This is a genomic window from Thalassotalea atypica, from assembly GCF_030295975.1.
Lineage (GTDB): Bacteria > Pseudomonadota > Gammaproteobacteria > Enterobacterales > Alteromonadaceae > Thalassotalea_F > Thalassotalea_F atypica.
The window spans coordinates 333,935-357,281 of the sequence record NZ_AP027364.1 but is presented as its reverse complement, the minus strand read 5'-3'; the positions used below and the strand labels follow the sequence as shown (position 1 = coordinate 357,281).

Here is a 23,347-nt window from a genome sequence, read left to right as displayed (position 1 = left end):
TGTGTCACAGCTTTAGCGCTTGACCAAGTTGAAGAACGAATTAAGTTATACTTTTCAATATGCTCGAGAAATAAATTAACTAACTAAGCTGATACCAATCCTTGCTAATCACGCTCTCCAATTACAAAAATTACGATTTGTTAAAACATTTTAACGTTATTTTGACGTATAATGATAAAATACTTTAAACGCTTTTCATGATAAATCAGGAGCTTAGCTAAGTGTCTTTCATCCCCAAAATTACATTTGGCCTATTTGTTTACGCAATGGTTTTTAACGCCATGTCACAAGAGCACACCAATCCAATTACACCAGAACACAAAAAATGGCTCCAAGAAAAGTTCAGTGTTCAGCATCAGCAAATCATGCCCAAAGTCGCGGTAGCGGATATGTTCTATGGCTGTAATTTAAGCCGAAACACTGAGCCTACTCACATTCCTTTAAAGATGCTGATTGAAAAAGTTGACAAAAACTCATTAGCGCAGAAGCTTTCTGCTTGTTTAGGTGAGCAAACTTTACAATCTGAGCAAGCGCTTAATTTCGGGTTAATTGGTTGCTATTCGGATCATTTTTCTACTTTGTCAGAACAAGACAGAAAAGAGAAACTTGAATTAGTGCATGGTGCCATCACTCGATTATCAAAAGAAGAGCGTCAAAAAAGTTTCACCAAATGCGTCACCGAACAGGCAATCAAGTACCTTAAATAACCGTTCTTTGGCAAACTCTTTATTGGCTGGTGTGTAAATATAGGATGCATTCGTATTCAATGGAAACTCGAATCTCTTTCAGTAATGATTCATTAAATTACTGAGGCGCTTTTTAGCACCTGCCCATTACAGGATCAGCATGAATTATTTCCCGAAAATTGCTATTTTGCTTTCATTACTATGCAGCAGCATTTCTCAATCAGCAACCGTATCGAGCGGCACGTTAACCACCTTAACCTCGTTTAAGTCTGAATTAGTGACCCAGCGAGATATCCATATTTGGCTGCCCAATGGATATAACGAAAACCACGCCTACGACGTTTTGTACATGCATGACGGTCAAATGCTATTTGATGCAAATACTACATGGAACAAACAAGAGTGGGGCGTTGATGAAATAGCCTCAAAACTGATCGCTGAAAAGAAAGTAAGACCTTTTATCGTTGTTGGTATTGATAACGATGTACAAACCAGACACAGCGATTATTTTCCGCAAGCTGCGTTTAATTTATTGACCAAACAACAGCAGCAAACAACCTACTTGGCCAAGCGCGATGCTGATACGTTGATGCTTAAAAAGCCAATAAACTCAGATAACTACCTTAAATTTTTAGTCACTGAACTTAAGCCGTACATCGATAGCACCTACTCTGTAAACACCTCTGTTGAATCAACGTTTATTCTCGGCTCAAGCATGGGAGGCTTGATCTCAATGTATGCGATAAGTGAGTATCCAGATGTTTTTGGCGGGGCCGCCTGTTTATCTACGCATTGGCCGGGCGTTGCGCCTCATGATGGCAACCCAATTCCTGACGCGTTTGCCAAATACATGTCAGATAACTTACCGGCTCCTGATAATCATAAAATCTATTTTGATTATGGTGATAAAACATTAGATGCCTTCTACCCGCCATTACAACAAAAAATAGACAAGGTCATGAAAGTCAAAGGATATGACGAATCACAATGGCAAACGTTTTTTTTCAAAGGTCACAATCACAGCGAAAATGCTTGGCGTAGCCGATTAGATAAACCTTTGCTCTTTCTACTCGGTAAAAACTAACGAGTAAAGGGTATACGCCTTAGCTCAACCCTATAACTGAATCCCTTAACTTTCCCTAAGTGCAGGGTGAAAAACACACATTACAATGAATCTTTCGACGGTGTTGAGCTCAAGTAATAGAACAAAATCAAGTTAGCAATAAACCATAGATCTTTAATCAGGAAGTGCCCACCGGTTGATAAAATCGTTTGTGGTGAAATCGCTGAATCCCATGTCACTAGAAAGGTTTGCGTCACAATGAACACCGCACCAGACATTATAATAGCAGGCATGATAAAGCGAGGGTTTAACATTGCGACCACTAGTAGCAGCACAGCGATAAGATCATAGACCCCGATGATGTTCGACGTCATTTGTAAATCCCAAACATCATACATCCATGACATCAATGGCGAAGAAGCAACCAGGTCTTCTATACCTTTTGCCTCGAGTAGTGTGAACTTCATGCCACCAATCCAAAGCAAAACAATCATCACAGGAATAACCTGAATCCATCGGTTTAAGCTGCTTGGCGTATTATATCGATAAAAAAACATTCCAACTGAGAACAAAGCAAAATACTTAATGGTTCCTTGACCTGAGCCTATTGCAGGAAAGCCCCCTAAACTGTCAATCCACATTGTATCCGCCAATAAGCTGAACAGTGGAACAGCACTGATTAGCATTAACCAAAGACCTAACGGTTGATAAAACTGCTGTTTCTTTAATGCAATCGCTGCCAATATTGCGGTAATCAAAAAGCCAACGGACGCCATGCCATTAAACACTGTCGCTGGCAACATAGAGCTCAGCCGATAAAAATCCGTCACTAGAGTAATATGTTTATGTTCACCTAATAACAGCGAGCTAACACCAAGTAAAAGTGTCGATAGTGCGATTAATACCAATACACTTTTTGTTTGAAACTGCTCAGTCATTTTATACCTTTTCATTGCATATCATTCTCAGTCAACAATAGACCTGATTTCTTCTGAATGCTTTCAAAAAACTTCATAAGTGTCTACCTACTGACCTTAAATTCAATCCAAGAAAAATATAAATGTTAGTGCCAAATAGAGTGAAAACAGCTTAAATATGTCAATATAATAACTATATGGAATAAGAATTAGGCTTATGTATATCAATATCTTAATACTTTGTAACATTCTAGCTTTTTCATTATTGGTAAAGATGTCTTATAGTCAAAATATATTAAGCAAAGAAACGGGTGAGTTATGGGACAAGAAACACCAAAAATTTTAGTCGTCGATGATGACATGCGCTTACGCGCGCTTCTTGAACGTTATTTAGTTGAGCAAGGATTTGTAGTTAGAAGTGCGGCAAATTCAGAGCAAATGGACCGCTTACTTGAGCGGGAAAATTTTCACCTACTAGTGCTCGACTTAATGCTGCCAGGTGAAGATGGACTATCTATTTGTCGTCGACTTCGTCAAGACGGTAATAATATTCCGATTGTCATGTTAACTGCGAAAGGCGATGAGGTGGATCGTATTATCGGTCTTGAATTAGGCGCTGATGATTACATGCCCAAGCCGTTTAACCCACGAGAATTATTAGCGCGGATTAAAGCAGTATTGCGCCGTCGTGTTTCAGAAGCACCGGGCGCACCATCACTTGAAGAGAATGTCATCTCGTTTGGTGAATATCAGCTAAATTTAGCTACACGCGAAATGAACAAAGGGGATGTGAATATGCCGCTAACCAGTGGTGAATTCGCAGTATTAAAAGCCTTAATTACACACCCTCGTGAGCCACTTTCTCGTGACAAATTGATGAATTTGGCCCGTGGTCGTGATTATTCTGCACTTGAACGCAGTATAGATGTACAAGTGTCACGATTACGTCGTATGCTTGAAGAAGATCCAGCGAAGCCTCGCTATATTCAAACTGTTTGGGGACTTGGCTATGTCTTTGTTCCTGATGGACAAGAAGCGGCCTAATTAAAGTTATTTATGAAGATATTGCCACGCAGTGCTTTTGGGCAAACCGTATTATTACTTGGTGTACTTTTAATGATAAACCAAGTTGTCTCGTTTATTTCGGTCAGCTTATACATTATCCAGCCAAGTACTCAACAAATAAATGAGTTGCTCGCCAAACAAGTACGCGTGGTTTTTATCGACATAAAAGATGCTGAGCTCAGTCCTGCTATGGCAGAAGCATTTCAACGAGAAACAGGCATAGGTGTTTATCGCGAACGAGATGCAATGCAACTTGGCCTTCAAGACGCGGTATTTCTAGAGTTTCGTTCATCACAAATGTCTGAGCTCTTAGATGGACCAGCTGAAGTAAGAATTTCTCAAGGAGAGGAATATTTATTTTGGATCCGACCACCACAAATGCCCAGTTTGTGGGTAAAAATTCCACTCACAGGCTTAGAAGAAGCAAACTTTTCACCTTTACTGCTATTTTTGGTGATATTAAGTGTGTTATCTGTGGCAGGTGGCTGGATATTTGTTCGACAACTAAACCGACCTTTACAATCGTTGCAGCACGCAGCGGAAGAAGTTGGCCGAGGGGATTTCCCCGAGCCTTTGGCTGAAGTTGGTACATCTGAAATTGTTGCTGTTACCCAAGCCTTTAATCATATGTCTAAAGGCATCAAGCAACTTGAAGAAGACAGAAACTTGCTAATGGCTGGTATTTCCCACGATTTAAGAACCCCTTTAACTCGTATTCGATTATGTTCAGAAATGATGTCAGCCGAAGATGACTTTTTAAAAGAAGGTATAGAAAGCGATATAGATGACATGAACTCGATCATCGATCAGTTTATCGACTACATACGACACGACAGTAAAGATAAAGCGGAAATCGCAGAGCTCAATGTATTGGTTGAAGACGTTGTCCAGGCTGAAACACCCACCGATCGCGTTGTTAAATTCACCGGCCACCAAAGCCCTCAATTGCCACTTAGATATATTGCGGTAAAGCGTGCTATCGCCAATTTGATTCAAAATGCGATCCGCTATACCGATGGCAAAATTACGGTGGAAACAGGTATTGAAGATAAACATAATGCCTATGTTTCAGTCAGTGATGAAGGCAGTGGCATTGATGAAGCAGATATTGAAAGACTATTTCAGCCCTTCACGCAAGGTGATAAAGCAAGAGGTACAGAGGGCAGCGGGTTAGGTTTAGCCATTATCAAACGAATTGTCGATACCCACGGTGGTAGTGTTGTGCTAAGAAATATAGAAACTGGTGGGTTACAAGCTAAGATTATCTTGCCATTAAAGCACTAGAACGATGTATCCATCAACAACGCTAAGGGGTAATGTTCAATAATTATTTTGCTTTAGATTTGAAAAAGTGCAAGCTCAAATTACGAATATGGCCGATTGATTTAAGGTGCTTATCAGTATTGTCAGCACACTTAGTTTTACAATTAGCTTCTTCATTTCTTAGTGCTGTTGCAGTCTACCTGTTTAGCCATGCGCAAAAAATAATGTTAATTTAAAGATTAGGATATAAAGCACGTTAATCCCTCGTTATGCTGCACAAGCCTTTTCTTATTATAATCTATATTTTTCAAACGGTGAATATTAACCCTTTGTTAATAAATAGCTTTTTGTAGCTAAATATCATAAAGCCAGCGTTACGCTGGCTTTATTTTTGGGGTTACCTTGGTGAGATTGATTAGAAATGAACAACTACGCCTGCAAATAGCCCATCAAATTCTAAATCTGTATATAATTCGTCTAAATCTTCCAATTCTAATTTCATTGCACGATAGCCTGCCGTAACATTGACATCAATCGCTAGGTTATCTACAAGCTCATAACTTATACCGGCTTGATAGTCGTACATCATGTGATCATCAAAAGATAAAAAGTTACCTTCCGCAAAGAAGTTTAGTCCCGTTAAAGGCAAACCAATATTGGTATAGGCATATAACATAGGCACTATTTCAGAAATAGATTCTGAACCAGTTAATGTCTCTGAAATAGGGTTGCCGTCTGGATCTGTAGACTGCATAGTGCTCGATACTGATATATCACCATCAAAGTCTCTTGCTGTCAAACCAACATCGAAACTAAATAAACCATTGTCGAACAATTCATAATACAAAGTGTAGTCGATGTAACTCAAATCAAAATCGGCACTGGCTTGGCTTCCCGATGCAAAATCCTCACCACCAAATTCGAAGTTGCTGCCGAGTAACGTTGAACCTGATGTTTCAAGGTCTGTACTTGAGAGTTTAACGTTGGGTATGAAAGGAAACGGATGTTCAATAGCAATAAAATAACTGCCTTGTTGTTCGTCCGACAAGTTAAAATCAACCATATCGGAGCTTTCACCAAAGACGCCAGAGGCTGCGTTATCCCAGACTTGACCACCAATATATAAACCCACCGCATCAGCATGAGCGCTAAATGACAGAATGCTAGCGCAGCTTAACGTTAATGCTAATAGCGTTTTTTTCATTTTTTATCCTTGTGTAAGTAATTTATTTAAGTCTATAAGTGCCGCATTGGCACGGGAAATATAATTCGCCATCACTAAAGAATGGTTTGCGACCAAACCGAAACCATCCCCATTGAGCACCAGTGGACTCCATACGGCTTGCTGACTTGCTTCTAGCTCACGAATGATTTGCTGAACACTGACCGTCGCATTTTTGTCTTCAAGCACATCATGGAAATCTATTTCTATAGCTTTTAAGAAGTGTAGTAATGCCCAGCACGCACCGCGAGCTTCATAAAATTCATTATCGATCTTCCACCAACTGGTCTTCATCGTTAAGCTTGATGGCACAGCTGTTGATTGCTGCGCATTACTATCGCCGGCTAAGTCTGTATTGAGCTGGTCGCGGCCGACGCTAGCGCTTAGTCGTTGTGAATAGCTACCTAATCGTTTTTCTACCTCTTTTAACCAGTCCTGTAAATTGTCAGCTCTGGCGTAAAATTGCGCACTTTGGGAATTAACATCGGTCAGCGCCTTTCGATATAAATATAGTTCATCAATGGCTTTTTGATACTCACTTTCTGCACTGGGCATGGCCCAGCTCGTGCTATCGATATTGAATTGTGGTTGAGCATTCTTTAAATGTTGATTTTCTAACGATTGAGATTGCGAACGGCTAAATTCTTGGCGCATCACCAATGCCATATCACGCACCATTTCTAGTGCGCCAAATTCCCATGAAGGAATATTATCGAGAAATACCGATGGCGGTAGAGCGTCATTTAACAAATAACCACCTGGCTTATTGAGTAATGTTTCGCTGACTCGGATCAAAGCCGTTGTTGTGGTATAGCCTACCACAGGAGCAACGTTTTCTTGCGTTGCATCAAGCGTAACTTGTTCTTTAATGTTTATTTCGTTTGGCTCAAAACTCCAATAAACGCCAATAAAATATAGAATGAACACGAAACCTGAAATAACACCTGCTACCGTCTTAGTGGTGATGTTCATGATGAGCTCCTAATGATGATGGTGTTTCTTTTTTTGTTTAATACTTTTTACAGGTAAAGTGACTTTAACGTCCTTACCACCTGAAAACTTCAATGTCATTTCAATGCGCTCACCAGCCTTTAATGGCTTGGCGAGGTCAAACATCATCAGGTGAAAGCCCATAGGTTGTAAAGTAACACTTTGTTTTCCTTTCACTTGTATAGAGTCTAATTGACGCATTTTCATCATGCCAGCCTCCATACTATGCGCATGAATCTCAACGCGAGGGCTGGCGTTGGCACTAGCACCAATCAATGAAATACTCTCTACATTGTCATTGTTAATTACCATATAGGCAGAAGTCATTGTGTTACCCGGGATCACTTCACGCACATAACCATCCTCGATTGAAATTGATTGTGCTGCGATATTAATGCTACATAATGCAAACGTTATCGCTAATAAACCTCTAAAAATACTCTTCATTTTGGGCTATTCATCCTTTTTAATAGGCGCTTTGTTTTATTCTCTCTATTGTAACCAAGCTCGCGCTAAATGGATAACTTAATTAACGATTTACATGTGAACAATTTTCACGCCAGCAGTGTGTTTCTTATTGCTCGTTTAATACCACAAAAAAAGGCTACTTAAGTGCAGCCTTTCTCGATGGTTTCAAGATAAATTAGCTATAACGTGTTTGTGGCTTATCTCTGCAAATTAACCAAATTACTGCTGCTACTAAAATAATCGGCCAAAATACACCAATTGCACCTAACGCTATTGCACCAAATACCATTAAACCAACAAATATTAGCGTGCCAAATACAGTAAAGACTATTGCAACCGCTGCCAGTACAATACAAACAACGACTAAGGCAGAGAAGCTAATTGCTTTTAAAGGCTCTACCACTTCTTCGTCTAAGTAAATATCAACATCAAATACTTCAAGTAAGCCCACACCCAGCACATAAGTGATAAACAATGTCGCAACAATAGCTAAGACAAGTGATTTAAAAAATGACATTTGTGGCTCCTTAAATAAATGATGTTTAGATTGTTTTTATGTTGCAATCTAACGAGTTGGTAACAACATTGCTGCAACAATATAAGCAACACCCGTTGCTACAGGGAAAGTGATCAGCGCCACTATCGCCAAAATTCTTACCATTAGTCTTGGCCATTTATAGTATTTAGCAATACCTGCACAAACTCCTGATAATTTCTTGTTCAACACGTCTTTGGTTAATGACTTTTTAACGATATAACTTCGTTCGTAACTCATAACATTCCCCTTACCTTTTATGCGAAGACTTATTAAAAGTCCGTTTGATAAATTGTGCTACACCTGCGCTCAATGCAAATGCTATAACGGGTGCTAAACATAGCATGACGAACACCCAGTTAACGTCCATGTTCTTGCATCCTATTTTCGCCTTATGGCAACTAACCGTTAGCCACTTTTTGTTTTAGACTTTCCAGCTCATTGTCAATACTTTCATCTGTTTCCAATGCTCTAATTTGACTGTCTAAATCGTTATTACTGTGCGTTATGTCGTAAGCTTCAACTTCAGCTTCTACACGATCAATCTTCTCTTGATAACGTTCAAATCGAGTAATCGCATCATCGATGTTATAGCGAGTAGCTTTCTCTCTTACTTTTAAGCGAACAACTGCTGACTGCTCCCTTAGTAATAAAGCATCTTGACGGCGTTTTGCTTCTGCAAGTTTTTGCTGCAAGCGTTGACCATCGTCTTGTACTGCTTGTAAAAACTCGTCTAACTTATCCAGTTCTTCTTGAAGCTGAGCCATTTGTTCAACATTTTTTTGCTTTTCAACTAAAGCACTTTTAGCTAAATCATCACGTCCTTTTGATACCGCTAATTCAGCTTTTTGCTGCCAATGCGCAACTCCTTTCGCTAGCGCGTCTATCTGACGTTGCAACGTTTTCTTTTCTGCAATGTGTTTTGCCGCTGTCGCCCGCACTTCAACTAAGGTTTCTTCCATTTCTTGAATGATTAGTCGAATCATTTTTTCTGGATGTTCTGCTTTGTCTAACATGCTATTGATGTTGGCATTAATAATATCTGCGAATCTTGTAAACATTCCCATGGTATTTCTCCCTACTCTTCAGATGATTTTGGTGTTGTTAAAACTTGCTCTGTTTTCTTGGATTGGCTCACCAAAACAGCTGGTGTTGATAACCAAGATGCTGAGGTATCAATCGAAAAACGACTTAATTCTTGTTTGATGTTCTGCTGTAATTGCACGCTAAGTTCGCTCATAACTTGCTTTCCTTGATTGAAAACAACTTGTGCTAACACACGTTCAACACTTGCTTCTTGAGCTTGTACTGACGTTGATACGGCGGCCATAGATGACACCATTAATACTGCTGCTACTGCTTTCTTTTGTAAGTTATTCATTTTGCTGTCCTTAAAAACTCTTGTGAATTTCATCATTTCTTAACTTAGTTGATTTCTATATTACAAGTGACGTGCCAATGCGTTAAAAAACACTTAACACACTGTTATCAAAGAATTTTATTGCTACAATAAAAAACAACGAACACCACGAGACATAATATGTCGCACGATTAATTAGTATAATTAGCCATCAAATTAGTTTATTTAACCAATTCATTTCTATTGGCCAAAATGAAGATATAAGTTAGAACAACGAGATGAAAAAGGAGCAGCGTGGGTATATGGAATTTCGGTTCAACAGGCAGGGAAGTATTACCGATGACTTTAATATTGGGACAAGTAAAATTGTTCTCACATTATAATTGTCCCCAATTACGTTGCTTATTTGCTAATTTCTATTGGCCTATTGTGAGCACTACCCCACTCGCTCCATGAGCCATCATAAACAGTGATGTTTTCGTATCCTACGATTTGTGCGGCCAAAGCTAAAATGCAGGCAGTAATACCCGAGCCACAGCTCATGATTAGTGTATCTTCTGCAACAATACTCTTTTCGTCAAAAGCATTTTTCAATGACGCTAGATCTTTTAAATGACCATTCACTATTAAGTGATTGTAAGGAAGGTTTAATGCATTAGGAATATGTCCTGAACGAACACCCTCTCGTGGCTCAGCAGTTTGACCGGCAAAGCGTTCAAATGCACGAGCATCAAGTACTTTAACATCATCATTATTCAAGTTATCTTGAACATAATCTGCATTACAGAAAAAACGAGAATCAAAAGATGGGGTAAAATTTCCCAACGGCCAGTTTGAATTCAACACGGCATTAGTCGTTTCATAACCCTGGTTCAGCCACTCGGGCAAACCACCATTTAATACTTCTACATGCTTAAGTCCCATCGCCTTTAGCATGTACCACGCTCTGGCACTGGAAAATATCCCGTAGCTATCATAAACAACAACAAAGCTATCCTTATTAATACCCAGTTTTTGGCAAGCATGTTTCAATTGCGCAGGAGCAGGTAAAGTGTGGGGTAATTGACTACATTGATCAGAAAAATCACCTTCGATATCAAATCGACGTGCGTTTGGAATCGATACTTCCGGCCATGCCGCGCGGGGTGTAGCCATCTTCCCGACTGGTGCTATGCTAGCGTCAAGAATAATAAGCGACGGGTTATTCAGTTGTTGGAAAAGTACTGAGACAGAAATAAGTGAAGGAGGTTTAGCTGGCATAATTTCTATTTACTGATAAACGCGTAAATAAAAACTAACGAATATTCTCAGGTTTGTACATAAAAATAGAAGGCTTGGAAAGTAGACAAAATATTACGCTTCTACTTCCCAACAGTTTTCTTCTTTGGTGTTGACGCTATTTAACATTTTTCGAGCCAGCGAGACTGGCTCTGATTCTAAAAAACTAACAATAAATGACATGGCCAGTACGGCAATCCCTGGCAACATCATGAATCCAAATATCATTGAAAGACTTAACATAATCGGTTACTCGCTGTCTGACGCTTTCTTTTCTTGTTTAGCTGTTTTAGCCACCAAGGTTTTTTGCTCTGCAACTACTGGCATCTTCATCGTATGAGTTGCAAACTGAATGTCTGTGTTCAATTGCAATTGAATATGCTGGTTAAGTTTTGCTGTTTGTTGTGCCATAACTTGTGCAGTTGATTGCTCTAGCGATGTTGCCTGTACATTAAAACCGATTACCATGGCTGAAATAAACGCGACTGAGATTAAAGATTTCATTTTCATTTCCCTTTTATGACTGTTGAATTTTTAACTTGTGTATTACTTAAGTTGCACTAACTGTTACAAAGGTTGTGCCAGCTGTAACAATTTTTTATAACCATTTGTATTTAATGAATATTTAGTTTTTAGGTAAAATAACAAAAGTCTGCTGAGGGAGTTAAGCGTGGCTAATTTGAGATAAATTACTAACAATTAGTTAATTTAGCCAATTAGTAAATTCCGATTTCGGGATACTCTTCCCGATATCGGGAAGAGTGGTTTCCAATGAAACAAGCCATTAAGTAAATTGAAGTGTTAAAGTTTCTCTGCAACCAATTGATAGGCCTGATTGAGCACTTCGCCACGGGTACCCGGTAGGTGCGCATTTTCACTTAAGTAACGTCTAAACTGTTTTGCGCCAGGGAGCCCATTACATAAACCCAGCATATGCCTAGTAACATGATTGGCTTTGCCACCTTGTTCAATATGGCGATTGGTATATGCCACCATGCACGCTAAGACTTCTTCACGCGAGATAATTTTGTTGCTGTCTCCCCATAATGTATTGTCAGCCAACGCCAACATATAAGGGTTTTGATAAATTTCTCGCCCGATCATCACGCCATCAATATGCTGTAAATGCTCATTCGCTTGCTCGAGTGTAGTAATACCACCATTGATTGACACTTCCAAGTCAGCAAAGTCCTGCTTAACCTGATAAACGCGGTTATAATCAAGAGGAGGAATGTCACGATTTTGTTTAGGGCTCAAACCACTTAACCATGCTTTACGTGCATGCACGATAAAGTGCTCACACCCGGCTTGTTTCACGGTATCGATGAATCGATGTAAAAACTCGTAGCTGTCCTGATCATCTATGCCAATGCGCGACTTTACTGTAATTGGGATATCAACCACAGCTTTCATCTCATTGACACATTCGCCAACTAACGCAGGCTCTGCCATTAAACAAGCGCCAAAACGACCATTTTGTACTCGATCTGAAGGACAACCTACGTTAATGTTTATTTCATCGTAACCAAGATCCGCTGCTCGTTTCGCACACTCAGCCATAGCTTGAGAGTCGCTGCCACCGAGTTGCAAAACCACCGGATGCTCTTCATCGTTAAAGCCTAAATAATCACCTTTGCCAAACAAAATTGCACCAGTTGTGACCATTTCGGTATACATCACCGTTCGTTTGGACATTTGACGGTAGAAATATCGACAATGACGATCAGTCCAATCGAGCATCGGTGCAACGGAGAGTTTATGTGAAATCATAAAGTTAACAAAAAACCTTTAAAGTAAAATGGGATGTAGGCGTCAAAAAAAGCGACTGCATTGATAGCAATATTATACGTAATTCATCATTGTTAAACAAAAAACCTATGAATTGCTGCCAGATATCTTTTTAAGACTTTATGTATGAACAAATCATCTTGTGGATAACTTGGTCAGGCGTTTTTCTATCGCCTCAATACATACCTTGATGCTAGAAGGAAGGTAGTTGTCATGAGTATGTAATGCGTACACCTGATTTATTGGCAGTTTTAACCTTGGAAAAACTTCACATAAATCAGGTTTACACATATTAAATTGAAAATCAGGAATCAAGCCAATACCTGCTCCATTTTTGATTAAGGCTAAACACGAATAAAATGAATTTGTTTGACACTGGGCTGTTGTTCCATAATGCACTTCATTTCCATTTTCATCTCTAAAATTGTGACTAATGTGTTTGCCTTGCCATTTATTAGCGATATACACAGCTTTGTTTATGTTCTTTTTTTGAACCAAATCATCAGTTCCACAAAGAATGTCTCGAAACTGTCCGATCCTGCGTTGCTTAATGTTACTTGCTCGAGATTGACCTACTCTAATGGCTAAGTCGATATTATCTGACATCAGGTCTAATTGCGTATCACCGCTAATCAATTCAGTTTCCAATTGTGGATACTGTTTCAGTAGTTGTCCTATAGCTGGCGCTATTACTACATCCATGAGCGCATTAGGCGCTGTAATTCTTATACAACCTTTAGGCGTGTCCTTTAATGCCTGCGCTTGTTGCCATGCGTGCTCCGTGATTTTGTCTATTTCTTTGCAGGAGTCATAGAAATTTATTCCTGCACAGGTAAGAGTGTGCTTTCTAGTACTACGTTTGATTAATAGAACACCCAACTCGTTTTCGAGTGTTTTAAGGTGTTGACTCACTACCGATTTTGACAAATGAAGTGACTCTGCCGCTCCTGTAATTGAGCCGGCTTCAACAATATGAGTAAACACTGACATGTGAGGTAACTTTTTCATTTTATATTGTCCGATTAAACAAAACAGTAAGTTCTATTATCTTTGTTTTTAAGCTTAATGAAAGACTTTATTATTGACCTGTCCTTATAATTAACGAGAAAAAAACATGGCTGATAAAAACACGTTAGCGCTTTGCAAAGCGGGAATTGATGCTTGGCAAAAAGCGTTCAATAATCAAGATGCTGCAGGATGTGCCGACCAATACACTGAAAACTGTATCATGGAAGCAAAACCACTAGGTGTGTTCAAAGGCCGAGAAGAAATCCAAGGATGTTGGCAAAACATTATCGACCAAGGCTTTGCTAATGTCGCCTATTCTAATGTTCAATGGGACCCAGCTGACGATGGCGGATATATTCTCACCTCAAATTGGGAAATGAATAAAGCCTTTGGTGTTGTGCACCGTGAACACTGGGTAGTTGAAGCAGATGGGAAAGCACGTTTAAAAAGTGACTCATTCGAAATACAAGGTGAAAAATAGGTAGTGGGGCAAATTCTCAGTCCGACTGCTGAGCTAACGATTGTCAGTTGTAGCTCTACCTAACAATATCGTTTTTCAAGGTGAAGTAAATCAAAATCGATTCACCTTAAGTAATAATCAAGCAATTAGCGTAAGAGGCATATTGCCTGATAGACGTTGGAATAATACGTTAGTGCATTTGGTCGATTTTGAAGACATCGCACAAGTAAGTACCAATAATTGCAACGATACCAGCTTAACTTGGTGCGTTCGCCAGCGAGGACAGGGCTGATTTAAGAGCCGAGTATATTCTTCTCTCGGCTCTGGGAGAGGATTTGTGATATTCCCGCTTGGCAATAATGTCAATCAAGATCGTTGCTATATCCATTACACGAATCAAAATAATACGGTTATACCAACAACCTTTAAACCTTCGATAGTTAGCGCCGATTTTAGTGAATGTTAAGCAAGCACTAAACTAGTGGTTCTTTTTCTCTTCTGACTACTGGATAACGCTCAAAGTCTTCCCAATAATGGATACCGCCGATCATTTCCTTCACAGCGAAACCTAATGCAGAAATTTTACTCGCAGCCTTTGTCGCGCCATTACAACCTGGCCCCCAGCAATAAACAATGAAAACATCCGTTTTTTCAAATTGGTCAAAATTTTGCTCATTAATCGTGGCATGTGGCATATTTAACGCCGTAATAGCATGACTTTTTTCAAACGCTTCCACAGAGCGTACATCAAGTAGGATAAAGTCATTATTACCGTCGCAAATATCGGTGTAAACATCAGAACAATCAGTCTCAACGCTGAGCTTTTTGGCAAAGTACTGATGAGCTGTATCACAATTTTCAGGGGTTACTGCAAGTACATTCGAATGAGTTTTCATGGCATTCCTTCCATTAGGTTTATCAGTGATTTCATTTGTTTAAGATAGCCGCAAGGATCAGAGTTGACTATTCATACTTAATGAACGCTGTGTTAATTAAATATGAATAGGCATTTTTTCTTTTTCATAGAATAATACCGAACAATACTTAAACAGGTACGGGGCAAATTCTCATCGAGTTTTATCATTTACGTTCATTTGTTGTCGTCGCACAAACGGGCAATTTGACGCTAGCAGCTAAACAACTGTGTACCACGCCACCGGCCATCAGCGCTCACCTTAAAGCCCTTGAAGCAGAGCTTAAAACATCACTTTTTATACGTTCAAGTAAAGGTATGAAGCTCACGGCAAAAGGCACGCTTTTGTTAGAAAAAGCACAACATACCCTTGATGCTGCTATAGATATGGTCAACTTAGCATCGGCCAATCAACATGAAGTGATTGGTAGCTTTAAGCTCTCGATAAACCAAGCCCCTGACTACTTGCTAGTCAACGACTTGCTCGATAATCTCGATGAAAAATGCCCGGGCATCAGTGTCGAAATTTTCACTAATTCAACCCGTCTCACGCTGGAAAAAGTTCGTAACGGTGAAATAGATGGTGGTTATATTTATGGCAACATTCCTGATGACCTATTTGCCCTGCCCGTGCGCTCGCAGCGCATCACGACAATCGCAGCAAAAGACAGTCCCCTGACAAAAAGTGCAACAAGATTAGCACTAGCTCAAGCAACATGGATCACCATGGCCAGTTCTTGTCCGTTTGATCAACTGCTGAGTAAACAATTAAAAAATCATACGAATGCTAAATTCAAGGCTAATGACAACCTTTCTCGATTGTCACTTGTAAAAGCAGGTCACGGCTTAAGTTTTATCGAGAAAAACCAAGCGCTTGATAGTGCGCGAAACGGTGATGTTAAGGTACTGCCACAACTAGATTTTGAAACAACGCTGTATTTTGTCACCAATAAACAACGAATAAGCGAACCTTTAATGAAAGCCATGCTTCAGGAAGTCAAAGTGTTGTGGCAAATTCCTTGCCCTAAATTTAGTTAAACGAAAAAAGGGTAGCTATGGCTACCCTTTTTTTAGAACTAAACAGAGGTTCTATTAGAACGTGTAGTTAGCACCGAACATAAACGTACGACCATACTCTTGATAGTCGATAATACGATTTTCATCACCGTCTTCTAGAACTTCAAACGCTTCGTTGGTTAAGTTATTACCTTGCAGTAATAAGGTTAAGCCATCGAATTGAGAGCCTTCTGCAAATGAATAACTTACTTGTGCATCAACAATTGTTTCGGCTTGGATCATTTTTAGCTCTCGACCACCGCCCCATCCAGAGACTTCACCAAGAAATTCACTACGGTAGCGGCTGCTGACACGGGCTTCAAAGCCTTCTTGCGCATAATACATTGTGGTATTTAGCACTTTTTCAGATAAACCTGGTAATGGAGTTGAGCTATTGTTTGGATCCGGTTGAATACTACTGTCTGTGTATGAGCCGTTAAGCAATACGCCAAAGCCCTCAAGTGCTGGTGTAAACATTTCACCTGTTAATGAGACACTAAGCTCAACACCAGAGATGTCGCCACCTTCACCGTTTTGCGGTGTTGAACTATAACCTTCATAAAACTCAGGTGAACAAGTCACTAGATCACCATTTTTGTCGGTACAGTTATCAGGCACTGGATAACCCGTAAAGTCATGTTCTACCTGCTCATTATAGATATAGTTTTCTAGATCTTTATAGAACACAGCAACCGCGTAGTAACCGTTGCTGTCAGTAAAGTAATGTTCATAAGATAGGTCAATGGCGTTAGCGATCCATGGGCGTAGCTCAGGGTTACCACCTGAAGCACTCCACGGTGAACCATCTAAATCAGTACCGTTTTCAAATTTCGGATCAAAGCTGTATTGACCACTGGCGCGTAAATCATCCATACGGGCGCGAGATAAGGTTCTAGCAATGCCTAAACGTAATACATCTTCATCGGTCAGGTTTAAGTTTAAATTAAGGCTAGGAAGAAACTCCCAGTAAGTATCGCCACCAGATTCTGATACTAAGTTGTTATTTGCATCTGAACTAAGTGCTTCTGAAAATTGATCGGTATACACCGCTTGGAAACCGAAATTACCTTTTAACACGTAATCACTGATTTCTGTGTCAATGTCTAATTTGGTGTATAGCGTGAGCACATTTTCTTCCACTAACCAGGCTTTTTCCGTGACATCTGGATGCTGATATTCTTCAATTTCATAGATACCGCTGTTCCATAAATCCCACGGGTCATAAACAACCACCTCACCTAAGCCATAGTTGTCGAAATCAACCGTACCTGAGGTAGGCGCGCCATAGTAGATGTCGGCGCCATTAGCCATGCCTTTGATAATATATTCATCAGCAGACTTTTCTTTACTTCGTTCAATATAGTGAGCACCAAAGGTAACATTACTATATACCTCGCTGTCGATATAACGTGAAATTGCGAGGCGAACTTGGTTAATTTCATCATCAATGTAACTGAATTTGTTAAAGCCTGCTTGTCCCCAACCAGCAGAGTCAGTTAAACCAATTTGCGTTGGGTCACTGTAGTCAATATCGTGAGTAAATTGTGGCCCTTTGTCCGTCATCTCATAAGAAATGGTGTCTGTCACGCCATCAGTGCCGGCGTAGGTTTCAAGATTCATGTCAACACGATCAACCTTTGAATGAGCAACATCAAACTCCATGCTCCAATCATCGTTAAGGTTGTAGTTAGTGTTCCAACCAATCGCGAACATATCACTATCACGGGTGTTTAAGTCATTGCGTACAATCGGTTTTACCCCGTCGTATGTACCAGCGATGACGTTACCATTCTCATCAGTTTCATAACCTGGCTGTAATTGTGCACCCGACCAGGTTAAGCCCATTTCCATCATGGTGATATTTTGTTTTTCTTCAAACTCTGAATAGAACAAATCAAGGGTTGAATGCAAGTCAGCATTCGGTGCAAATTCAATAATAGCCATCACTGAATCGCGTTCAAGAAGGTTGGATGTATTTGACACTTTCGCGCCACCAAACTCATGCTCGCCTTGATCGTTTTCTGGGTAGCCCCAAGCTTCAAATCGCTCGATTTGGTTTGGCGTAGACGTGTGTGAATAGCCAATGGCTAAACCTAGCGTATCATCGAGGAACTGATCAATATAGGTGGCACTAAGGCGTTCACCTTGATCTTCACCTAATGGGTTAACCGCATCATCTTGACTCCACTCATAACGACCACCAACACTAAACGTTTGTTCGCCATGCGCTAGCGGTTTAATGGTTTGCATGTCTACGGTACCGGCCAAACCTTGACCAATTAATGAGGCATCAGGTGTTTTGTACACTAACACGCCATTGAGTAATTCTGATGGAAATTGATCAAACTCTACACCGCGGTTATCACCAGTGGAGACTACTTCTCGCCCATTAAATAGCGCTGAAGAGAAATCTGCCGACATACCACGAATACTAATGTTCTGGGCACGCCCATTTAATCGTTGTGCGGTGACACCGGGGAGTCGTGCTAGTGATTCAGCAATACTGACATCCGGTAACTTGCCTATGTCTTCAGCAGATATTGCTTCGACAATAGAGCTATTATCCATTTTGATTGATTGAGAAGCTTCCAAGCTTCTGCGGATACCGCGCACTTGAATGACTTCGATATCTTCAGGTGCTTCTACTTGTGGTAAGTCTTGGTTTGCTTGAACGCTATAAGTACTTACGCCAGCGCTTAGCAATGCACAGTAAAGCGCACTGCGTTTGAATGGGAACATAATTGTTTACCTAGCCGTTTTAATTGTTTGGCTTGAAAGCCATGTTGAAACTTATCAATCACTGTTTCATGCCCGCATAGTAGCGTTAAAAAAGTTCAATTAAAGTGCCTGAATACGTATGCAAAATACGCAATTACAAATCGATACATGCTGGTTACACTACCGGTTACAAAAGCGCAATTAATCAACGATATGAGCGACTTTAAGGAAAAGTGTTAACAAAATAATTTTCAACTAGAAATATTCAATAACAGATTATTTTAACTGTTATTCAAGAGCGCATATTTTTGCAGACCCACTTAACTGAGTTGCTGAAATTTCAATGACCTAATCACAACTTCTTCCCCTCTTTCCCTATAGACGCAAAGTTCCACTATGGTAAACTGATAAAAAATTTTACTTTTGAATCTTATGAGCGCAAAACACTTACTCGAACAAGCCAAAGACGTGTGCCAACAACGTGGCGCAAGAATGACCCGTATTCGAGAACAAGTTTTTTTACTACTGACACAACACGAAGGCGCAGTAGGAGCATATGATTTACTTGAAGAATTGAAGCGAACCGATGCCGCAGCGAAACCGGCCACCATTTATCGCGCATTGGATTTTTTAAGCCAGCAAGGTTTTGTCCATAAAATTGAATCCATTAACGCATTTATTTTGTGTCACCATTTTAGTGACTGTAATCACCCCGTGCAATTGTTGATTTGCGATCAATGTGGGCATGTCGAAGAAATACAGTCTAACAATCTTGACCTAGCGATCAGAGCCATGGCTGATGCCAGTGGATTTAGTATCAGTCATCAAATTGTTGAAGCCCACGGTAAATGTCAGAGCTGTTAATTTCCAGCTAGGATACCGCTTATCGCAAGATAGCGTAATTTAAGCGCAAACACCTTATTCCACTATTAACTTGCAACCTATGAATATGGTATAAGCGTACCCCATAAAATTATAAATTCCATTTCATTTACTCATTAGGAAGACTATGACCATTTCCATGCGCTCTGCGCTGTTGTGTGTTGCAGCCGCTTTTTCCAGCTGTGTTATCGCAAAAGGTGCGCCATTTGATGACAAATTTCGTCAACTAGAAGAATTGTTACCAACGCCGAATACCTATCGTACGGCTTCTGGTGCTCCGGGACATCAATACTGGCAACAAGACGTTGACTATAAGATTAACATTTCATTAGATGATGAGAAGCAGCAACTAACTGGTTTTGAAACGCTTGATTATCAAAACAATTCACCAGACACACTGCGTTATATTTGGCTTCAACTTGATCAAAACCGCATGAAACGTAATGCGGGTGCCAAGTCAACCATCAGTGCACCAAGCCAAGACAAAATGACATATAAGGGCTTTCGAAATATTGTCGAAAACGACAAGTTTGACGGTGGCTACAAGATCACCAAAGTGACGGACACCAGCGATAAGCCACTGCATTATGTCATTAACGGCACTATGATGCGTATTGATTTACCCAAGCCACTTAAATCAGGTGACAACGTTAAGTTTAATGTTGAATGGAATTACCAAATCCATGAGCAAAAAGTGCTTGGTGGTCGAAGTGGTTTTGAGTACTTTGAAAAGGACGATAACTACTTATATGAAATAGCCCAGTGGTTCCCTCGTGCCGCGGCTTATTATGATGCTGTCGGTTGGCAAAATAAGCAGTTTTTAGGTCGTGGGGAATTCGCGTTAGAATTTGGTGATTATGACGTAAAAATTACCGTACCTGCGGATCATGTTGTTGCGGCAACAGGCGAACTACAAAACGCTAAAAAAGTCCTAACAAAAGCGCAACGCGATCGTTTAATGAAAGCGAAAACTGCGAAAAAGCCAGTTCTTGTTATTACTCCTGACGAAGCATTAGCGAACGAGAAATCACGTTCAACTAAAACTAAAACATGGCATTTCAAAGCGAAGAACGTCCGCGATTTCGCCTGGGCTTCAAGTCGTAAGTTTATCTGGGACGCACAAGGATACAATGAAGGTGATACTGACACCATGGCGATGTCGTACTACCCGAATGAAGGTAACCCGCTATGGGAGAAGTATTCGACCGAAGCGATTATCCACACTATGGAGCAATACAACAAGTATACATTTGCTTACCCTTACCCTGTTTCAATTTCTGTAAACGGCCCAGTTGGCGGTATGGAATACCCGATGATCACCTTTAACGGTCCTCGTCCAACACTGAATGAAAAAACTGGTGAGAAAACCTATTCTCGTCGCACAAAATATGGCTTGATCGGCGTTATCATTCATGAAGTCGGTCATAACTATTTTCCGATGATTGTTAACTCAGACGAACGTCAATGGACTTGGATGGATGAAGGTTTAAATACCTTCTTACAGTTCATTGCGGAGCAAGCATGGGAAGAAGGCTACCCGTCTCGTCGTGGCGATGCAGCTAACATTACCACTTACATGAAAAGTACTAACCAAGTACCCATCATGACCAACTCAGAATCTATTATGCAGTTTGGAAATAATGCTTACGGTAAGCCAGCAACCGCATTAAATATTTTACGTGAAACCATTATGGGCCGTGAGCTATTTGATTTTGCTTTCAAAGAGTATGCACAACGCTGGAAGTTTAAACGTCCAACTCCTTCAGATTTTTTCCGTACCATGGAAGATGCTTCTGCCGTTGATTTGGATTGGTTTTGGCGCGGTTGGTTCTACACCACAGATCACGTTGACCTAGCTATCGATACCGTGCACTTGTATCGTCCAAACAGCCAAAATCCAGACACAGAAGAAGCTTGGGAACGTGCATTAGATAACGAAAATCCAGACTTTATCTCAAAGGTACGTAATGAAGGCATGTGGCGCAGAACACATGACAAGCCTGAATTGTTAGACTTTTACAATGAGCACGACAAGTTCACGGCAACGAATGCTAAACGTAATAAATACAATAAAAATCATGCTAAGCTTGAGCAATGGGAAAAAGACCTATTAGTAAACGACAATAAATTTTATATTGTTGATTTTTCTAATAAAGGCGGACTAGTCATGCCAATCATTTTAGACATTACTTACGCTGATGACTCAAAAGAGCAAATGCATATTCCAGCGGAAATTTGGAAGAAGTCGCCAGAGAAAGTCTCTAAGCTCATCATCACAGATAAAGAAATCAAAGAAATTGCCCTTGATCCACACTGGGAAACAGCTGATGTAGATGTGAACAACAACTACTGGCCAGCACGCCCTGTGCAATCACGTTTTGAGCTTTATAAGCGCAAGAAAGATGACATGATGCGTGACTACAATGAAGAGTTGAAGTCGTTAGATGACCAAGGAAATGAGAAAAAAGAAGAAGGTAATGATTAACCTAGTCAAAGTATTTATTGTAAGCATATTACTTGGAGTTGCAGCTTTTGCTGCAGCTCATAAGTATTTTTTTGCGCTAACAGATCTCGTTAACAACCCTGATACTCAACAACTGGAAATCATTCATCAGCTAACCGCTCATGATATTGAGAACGCTATCGCTGAAGTTGAGCAAATCAATTTCAGTCCAGAGCATCCGCAATACGAATTATTGATACGAAACTACATTGAGCAATATTTTCAATTAGTTAAAGAAAATGAAATTGTGCCGATAAAGTGGATAGGTATAGAAGCTATACGAGATAAAATCTTTGTTTATCAACAAGCTTCATATCAAAAAAGTTTTATGGGTCTAAAAGTCAGAAACAGTTTGCTCATCGACACGTATGATCACCAAATAAACACGGTGAATTATAGAAGCGATAATGCCAAAGGTAGCTTAACCTTTAACAAAACTCTTCGAATTAGGCCAATTAGAGAACAATAATTAGTGCGAATACATTTAGATATGTTAAATTAGTATTTATATTAATGCATTTGTATTATGCACTAGCGAACAAATAAGGCCCGGTACGCTTCATGAATGTAGAGTTTATTAATCCTTTCTTATCTTCAATGCTTAATGTCATGTCAACCATGGCAATGATGGAATTGACTCCTGAAAAGCCTAAATTGAAACAAGGCGAAGTCGCAAAGGGCGATGTTTCTGGTTTGATCGGTATGGTAAGTGATCAAGCTAAAGGCTCTTTATCTATCACATTTGAAGGCTCTCTTGCCTTAGCCACCATGAAAAACATGGTGGGTGAAGCGCCTGACACTGTTAACGAAGAGATTACTGACTTGGTTGGCGAAATAACCAATATGGTAACAGGTGGCGCAAAACGTATGCTAAGTGAAAAAGGTTTTGAATTCGATATGGCAACACCTATGGTTGTGTCTGGTCAGAACCACACCATTAATCATAAAGCGGAAGGCCCGATTGTTATCATCCCATTAAGCTCTCCCCATGGAAAAGCATTTATTGAATTTAGTTTCGACTAGTAATTGATTCCTGTTTTACGATAATCAATACAATATAAACTCGATTTTATAATGGCTATTCGTTTCAATGAATGGCCATTTTTTTTCTGTACTGAAAAAAATTGACGAATAAAATAGCCATTTCTATTTTGAAATGGCTATTTATGTTG

At 40.0% G+C, this 23,347-nt stretch carries 26 protein-coding genes; 11 read left to right on the top strand and 15 right to left on the bottom strand.

Going from position 1 to position 23,347, the window contains the following annotated elements; all coding sequences use genetic code 11:
• The first annotated feature begins 221 nt into the window (after positions 1-221).
• Together QUE03_RS01615 and QUE03_RS01610 are read left to right on the top strand one after the other, a co-directional pair.
• Positions 222-707, top strand: a complete 486-nt coding sequence (locus tag QUE03_RS01615; protein WP_286264423.1) for a hypothetical protein — start codon at positions 222-224, stop codon at positions 705-707.
• Between the two features lie 139 nt (positions 708-846).
• Entirely contained in the window at positions 847-1,770 is a 924-nt protein-coding gene (locus tag QUE03_RS01610; RefSeq protein ID WP_286264421.1) for an alpha/beta hydrolase, read from the top strand.
• A gap of 80 nt (positions 1,771-1,850) precedes the next feature.
• On the opposite strand, the gene QUE03_RS01605 is transcribed toward QUE03_RS01610, so the two are convergent.
• Positions 1,851-2,687, bottom strand: coding sequence for a DUF417 family protein (locus tag QUE03_RS01605; protein WP_286264419.1), 837 nt, complete (start codon positions 2,685-2,687; stop codon positions 1,851-1,853).
• A 297-nt stretch (positions 2,688-2,984) separates the two neighbouring features.
• Here QUE03_RS01605 and ompR point away from each other — a divergent pair, with 297 nt between their 5' ends.
• Complete coding sequence (ompR, locus tag QUE03_RS01600) at positions 2,985-3,710, top strand: osmolarity response regulator transcription factor OmpR (protein ID WP_286264417.1); 726 nt, start codon at positions 2,985-2,987, stop codon at positions 3,708-3,710.
• A 12-nt stretch (positions 3,711-3,722) separates the two neighbouring features.
• Positions 3,723-5,015, top strand: coding sequence for a two-component system sensor histidine kinase EnvZ (gene envZ, locus QUE03_RS01595; RefSeq protein WP_286264415.1), 1,293 nt, complete (start codon positions 3,723-3,725; stop codon positions 5,013-5,015).
• 394 nt (positions 5,016-5,409) lie between these two features.
• On the opposite strand, the gene QUE03_RS01590 is transcribed toward envZ, so the two are convergent.
• The 12 genes from QUE03_RS01590 to QUE03_RS01535 form a co-directional block, all read right to left on the bottom strand.
• Complete coding sequence (locus QUE03_RS01590) at positions 5,410-6,198, bottom strand: TIGR04219 family outer membrane beta-barrel protein (RefSeq protein WP_286264413.1); 789 nt, start codon at positions 6,196-6,198, stop codon at positions 5,410-5,412.
• Between the two features lie 3 nt (positions 6,199-6,201).
• On the bottom strand, positions 6,202-7,188 hold the full coding sequence (locus QUE03_RS01585) for a DUF2333 family protein (RefSeq protein WP_286264411.1): 987 nt from the start codon (positions 7,186-7,188) through the stop codon (positions 6,202-6,204).
• Positions 7,189-7,197: 9 nt separating this feature from the next.
• Entirely contained in the window at positions 7,198-7,653 is a 456-nt protein-coding gene (locus QUE03_RS01580) for a copper chaperone PCu(A)C (RefSeq protein ID WP_286264409.1), read from the bottom strand.
• Positions 7,654-7,849: 196 nt separating this feature from the next.
• The gene (locus QUE03_RS01575) at positions 7,850-8,191 is read right to left on the bottom strand and encodes a hypothetical protein (protein WP_286264407.1); all 342 of its coding nucleotides are present in this window, start codon (positions 8,189-8,191) and stop codon (positions 7,850-7,852) included.
• 48 nt (positions 8,192-8,239) lie between these two features.
• Positions 8,240-8,449, bottom strand: a complete 210-nt coding sequence (locus QUE03_RS01570) for a PspC domain-containing protein (protein ID WP_286264405.1) — start codon at positions 8,447-8,449, stop codon at positions 8,240-8,242.
• A 161-nt stretch (positions 8,450-8,610) separates the two neighbouring features.
• Positions 8,611-9,276 (bottom strand): phage shock protein PspA, encoded by a 666-nt coding sequence (pspA, locus tag QUE03_RS01565; RefSeq protein ID WP_286264403.1) that lies wholly within the window; start codon positions 9,274-9,276, stop codon positions 8,611-8,613.
• A gap of 11 nt (positions 9,277-9,287) precedes the next feature.
• Positions 9,288-9,590: a hypothetical protein gene (locus QUE03_RS01560; RefSeq protein ID WP_286264401.1), complete on the bottom strand. Its 303-nt coding sequence runs from the start codon at positions 9,588-9,590 to the stop codon at positions 9,288-9,290.
• A 381-nt stretch (positions 9,591-9,971) separates the two neighbouring features.
• The gene (locus QUE03_RS01555) at positions 9,972-10,829 is read right to left on the bottom strand and encodes a sulfurtransferase (protein ID WP_286264399.1); all 858 of its coding nucleotides are present in this window, start codon (positions 10,827-10,829) and stop codon (positions 9,972-9,974) included.
• A gap of 93 nt (positions 10,830-10,922) precedes the next feature.
• Positions 10,923-11,090, bottom strand: a complete 168-nt coding sequence (locus QUE03_RS01550) for a hypothetical protein (protein ID WP_286264397.1) — start codon at positions 11,088-11,090, stop codon at positions 10,923-10,925.
• A gap of 6 nt (positions 11,091-11,096) precedes the next feature.
• Positions 11,097-11,351 (bottom strand): hypothetical protein, encoded by a 255-nt coding sequence (locus QUE03_RS01545; RefSeq protein WP_286264396.1) that lies wholly within the window; start codon positions 11,349-11,351, stop codon positions 11,097-11,099.
• 297 nt (positions 11,352-11,648) lie between these two features.
• The gene (dusA, locus tag QUE03_RS01540) at positions 11,649-12,617 is read right to left on the bottom strand and encodes a tRNA dihydrouridine(20/20a) synthase DusA (protein WP_286264394.1); all 969 of its coding nucleotides are present in this window, start codon (positions 12,615-12,617) and stop codon (positions 11,649-11,651) included.
• A 153-nt stretch (positions 12,618-12,770) separates the two neighbouring features.
• The gene (locus QUE03_RS01535; protein WP_286264392.1) at positions 12,771-13,643 is read right to left on the bottom strand and encodes a LysR family transcriptional regulator; all 873 of its coding nucleotides are present in this window, start codon (positions 13,641-13,643) and stop codon (positions 12,771-12,773) included.
• Between the two features lie 106 nt (positions 13,644-13,749).
• Between QUE03_RS01535 and QUE03_RS01530 the strand changes: the two genes are divergently transcribed.
• The gene (locus QUE03_RS01530) at positions 13,750-14,124 is read left to right on the top strand and encodes a Cif family virulence factor (RefSeq protein ID WP_286264391.1); all 375 of its coding nucleotides are present in this window, start codon (positions 13,750-13,752) and stop codon (positions 14,122-14,124) included.
• Between the two features lie 40 nt (positions 14,125-14,164).
• Positions 14,165-14,395: a hypothetical protein gene (locus QUE03_RS01525; protein ID WP_286264389.1), complete on the top strand. Its 231-nt coding sequence runs from the start codon at positions 14,165-14,167 to the stop codon at positions 14,393-14,395.
• 181 nt (positions 14,396-14,576) lie between these two features.
• On the opposite strand, the gene QUE03_RS01520 is transcribed toward QUE03_RS01525, so the two are convergent.
• On the bottom strand, positions 14,577-14,999 hold the full coding sequence (locus QUE03_RS01520) for a rhodanese-like domain-containing protein (RefSeq protein ID WP_286264387.1): 423 nt from the start codon (positions 14,997-14,999) through the stop codon (positions 14,577-14,579).
• 167 nt (positions 15,000-15,166) lie between these two features.
• Between QUE03_RS01520 and QUE03_RS01515 the strand changes: the two genes are divergently transcribed.
• A complete protein-coding gene (locus QUE03_RS01515; protein ID WP_350227413.1) occupies positions 15,167-16,054 on the top strand; it encodes a LysR family transcriptional regulator in 888 nt (295 codons plus the stop codon).
• Positions 16,055-16,108: 54 nt separating this feature from the next.
• Here QUE03_RS01515 and QUE03_RS01510 read toward each other — a convergent pair whose 3' ends face one another.
• The gene (locus QUE03_RS01510) at positions 16,109-18,811 is read right to left on the bottom strand and encodes a TonB-dependent receptor (RefSeq protein WP_286264385.1); all 2,703 of its coding nucleotides are present in this window, start codon (positions 18,809-18,811) and stop codon (positions 16,109-16,111) included.
• Between the two features lie 411 nt (positions 18,812-19,222).
• On the opposite strand from QUE03_RS01510, the gene zur reads away from it, so the two are divergent.
• The 4 genes from zur (at position 19,223) to QUE03_RS01490 (ending at position 23,198) form a co-directional block, all read left to right on the top strand.
• Positions 19,223-19,654 (top strand): zinc uptake transcriptional repressor Zur, encoded by a 432-nt coding sequence (gene zur, locus QUE03_RS01505; RefSeq protein ID WP_286264383.1) that lies wholly within the window; start codon positions 19,223-19,225, stop codon positions 19,652-19,654.
• A 145-nt stretch (positions 19,655-19,799) separates the two neighbouring features.
• Complete coding sequence (locus QUE03_RS01500; RefSeq protein ID WP_286264381.1) at positions 19,800-22,157, top strand: M1 family metallopeptidase; 2,358 nt, start codon at positions 19,800-19,802, stop codon at positions 22,155-22,157.
• Positions 22,150-22,644 carry a DUF6702 family protein gene (locus QUE03_RS01495; RefSeq protein WP_286264379.1) on the top strand — a complete coding sequence of 165 codons (495 nt, stop codon included), beginning with the start codon at positions 22,150-22,152 and terminating at the stop codon, positions 22,642-22,644. Before QUE03_RS01500 ends, QUE03_RS01495 begins: the two co-directional genes overlap by 8 nt.
• Before the next feature lie 92 nt (positions 22,645-22,736).
• On the top strand, positions 22,737-23,198 hold the full coding sequence (locus QUE03_RS01490) for a chemotaxis protein CheX (RefSeq protein ID WP_286264377.1): 462 nt from the start codon (positions 22,737-22,739) through the stop codon (positions 23,196-23,198).
• Positions 23,199-23,347 lie beyond the last annotated feature (149 nt).

Excerpts from the sequence above, each read along its gene's own strand:
- QUE03_RS01555 (WP_286264399.1), bottom strand. The coding sequence starts at position 10,829 with ATGCCAGCTAAACCTCCTTCACTTATTTCTGTCTCAGTACTTTTCCAA.
- QUE03_RS01510 (WP_286264385.1), bottom strand. The coding sequence starts at position 18,811 with ATGTTCCCATTCAAACGCAGTGCGCTTTACTGTGCATTGCTAAGCGCT.
- QUE03_RS01580 (WP_286264409.1), bottom strand. The coding sequence starts at position 7,653 with ATGAAGAGTATTTTTAGAGGTTTATTAGCGATAACGTTTGCATTATGT.
- QUE03_RS01590 (WP_286264413.1), bottom strand. The coding sequence starts at position 6,198 with ATGAAAAAAACGCTATTAGCATTAACGTTAAGCTGCGCTAGCATTCTG.
- QUE03_RS01500 (WP_286264381.1), top strand. The coding sequence starts at position 19,800 with ATGACCATTTCCATGCGCTCTGCGCTGTTGTGTGTTGCAGCCGCTTTT.
- zur (WP_286264383.1), top strand. The coding sequence starts at position 19,223 with ATGAGCGCAAAACACTTACTCGAACAAGCCAAAGACGTGTGCCAACAA.
- pspA (WP_286264403.1), bottom strand. The coding sequence starts at position 9,276 with ATGGGAATGTTTACAAGATTCGCAGATATTATTAATGCCAACATCAAT.
- ompR (WP_286264417.1), top strand. The coding sequence starts at position 2,985 with ATGGGACAAGAAACACCAAAAATTTTAGTCGTCGATGATGACATGCGC.
- QUE03_RS01490 (WP_286264377.1), top strand. The coding sequence starts at position 22,737 with ATGAATGTAGAGTTTATTAATCCTTTCTTATCTTCAATGCTTAATGTC.
- QUE03_RS01585 (WP_286264411.1), bottom strand. The coding sequence starts at position 7,188 with ATGAACATCACCACTAAGACGGTAGCAGGTGTTATTTCAGGTTTCGTG.
- QUE03_RS01575 (WP_286264407.1), bottom strand. The coding sequence starts at position 8,191 with ATGTCATTTTTTAAATCACTTGTCTTAGCTATTGTTGCGACATTGTTT.
- dusA (WP_286264394.1), bottom strand. The coding sequence starts at position 12,617 with ATGATTTCACATAAACTCTCCGTTGCACCGATGCTCGATTGGACTGAT.
- QUE03_RS01560 (WP_286264401.1), bottom strand. The coding sequence starts at position 9,590 with ATGAATAACTTACAAAAGAAAGCAGTAGCAGCAGTATTAATGGTGTCA.
- QUE03_RS01610 (WP_286264421.1), top strand. The coding sequence starts at position 847 with ATGAATTATTTCCCGAAAATTGCTATTTTGCTTTCATTACTATGCAGC.
- QUE03_RS01570 (WP_286264405.1), bottom strand. The coding sequence starts at position 8,449 with ATGAGTTACGAACGAAGTTATATCGTTAAAAAGTCATTAACCAAAGAC.
- QUE03_RS01535 (WP_286264392.1), bottom strand. The coding sequence starts at position 13,643 with ATGAAAAAGTTACCTCACATGTCAGTGTTTACTCATATTGTTGAAGCC.
- QUE03_RS01530 (WP_286264391.1), top strand. The coding sequence starts at position 13,750 with ATGGCTGATAAAAACACGTTAGCGCTTTGCAAAGCGGGAATTGATGCT.
- QUE03_RS01520 (WP_286264387.1), bottom strand. The coding sequence starts at position 14,999 with ATGAAAACTCATTCGAATGTACTTGCAGTAACCCCTGAAAATTGTGAT.
- QUE03_RS01605 (WP_286264419.1), bottom strand. The coding sequence starts at position 2,687 with ATGACTGAGCAGTTTCAAACAAAAAGTGTATTGGTATTAATCGCACTA.
- envZ (WP_286264415.1), top strand. The coding sequence starts at position 3,723 with ATGAAGATATTGCCACGCAGTGCTTTTGGGCAAACCGTATTATTACTT.
- QUE03_RS01545 (WP_286264396.1), bottom strand. The coding sequence starts at position 11,351 with ATGAAATCTTTAATCTCAGTCGCGTTTATTTCAGCCATGGTAATCGGT.
- QUE03_RS01550 (WP_286264397.1), bottom strand. The coding sequence starts at position 11,090 with ATGTTAAGTCTTTCAATGATATTTGGATTCATGATGTTGCCAGGGATT.
- QUE03_RS01495 (WP_286264379.1), top strand. The coding sequence starts at position 22,150 with ATGATTAACCTAGTCAAAGTATTTATTGTAAGCATATTACTTGGAGTT.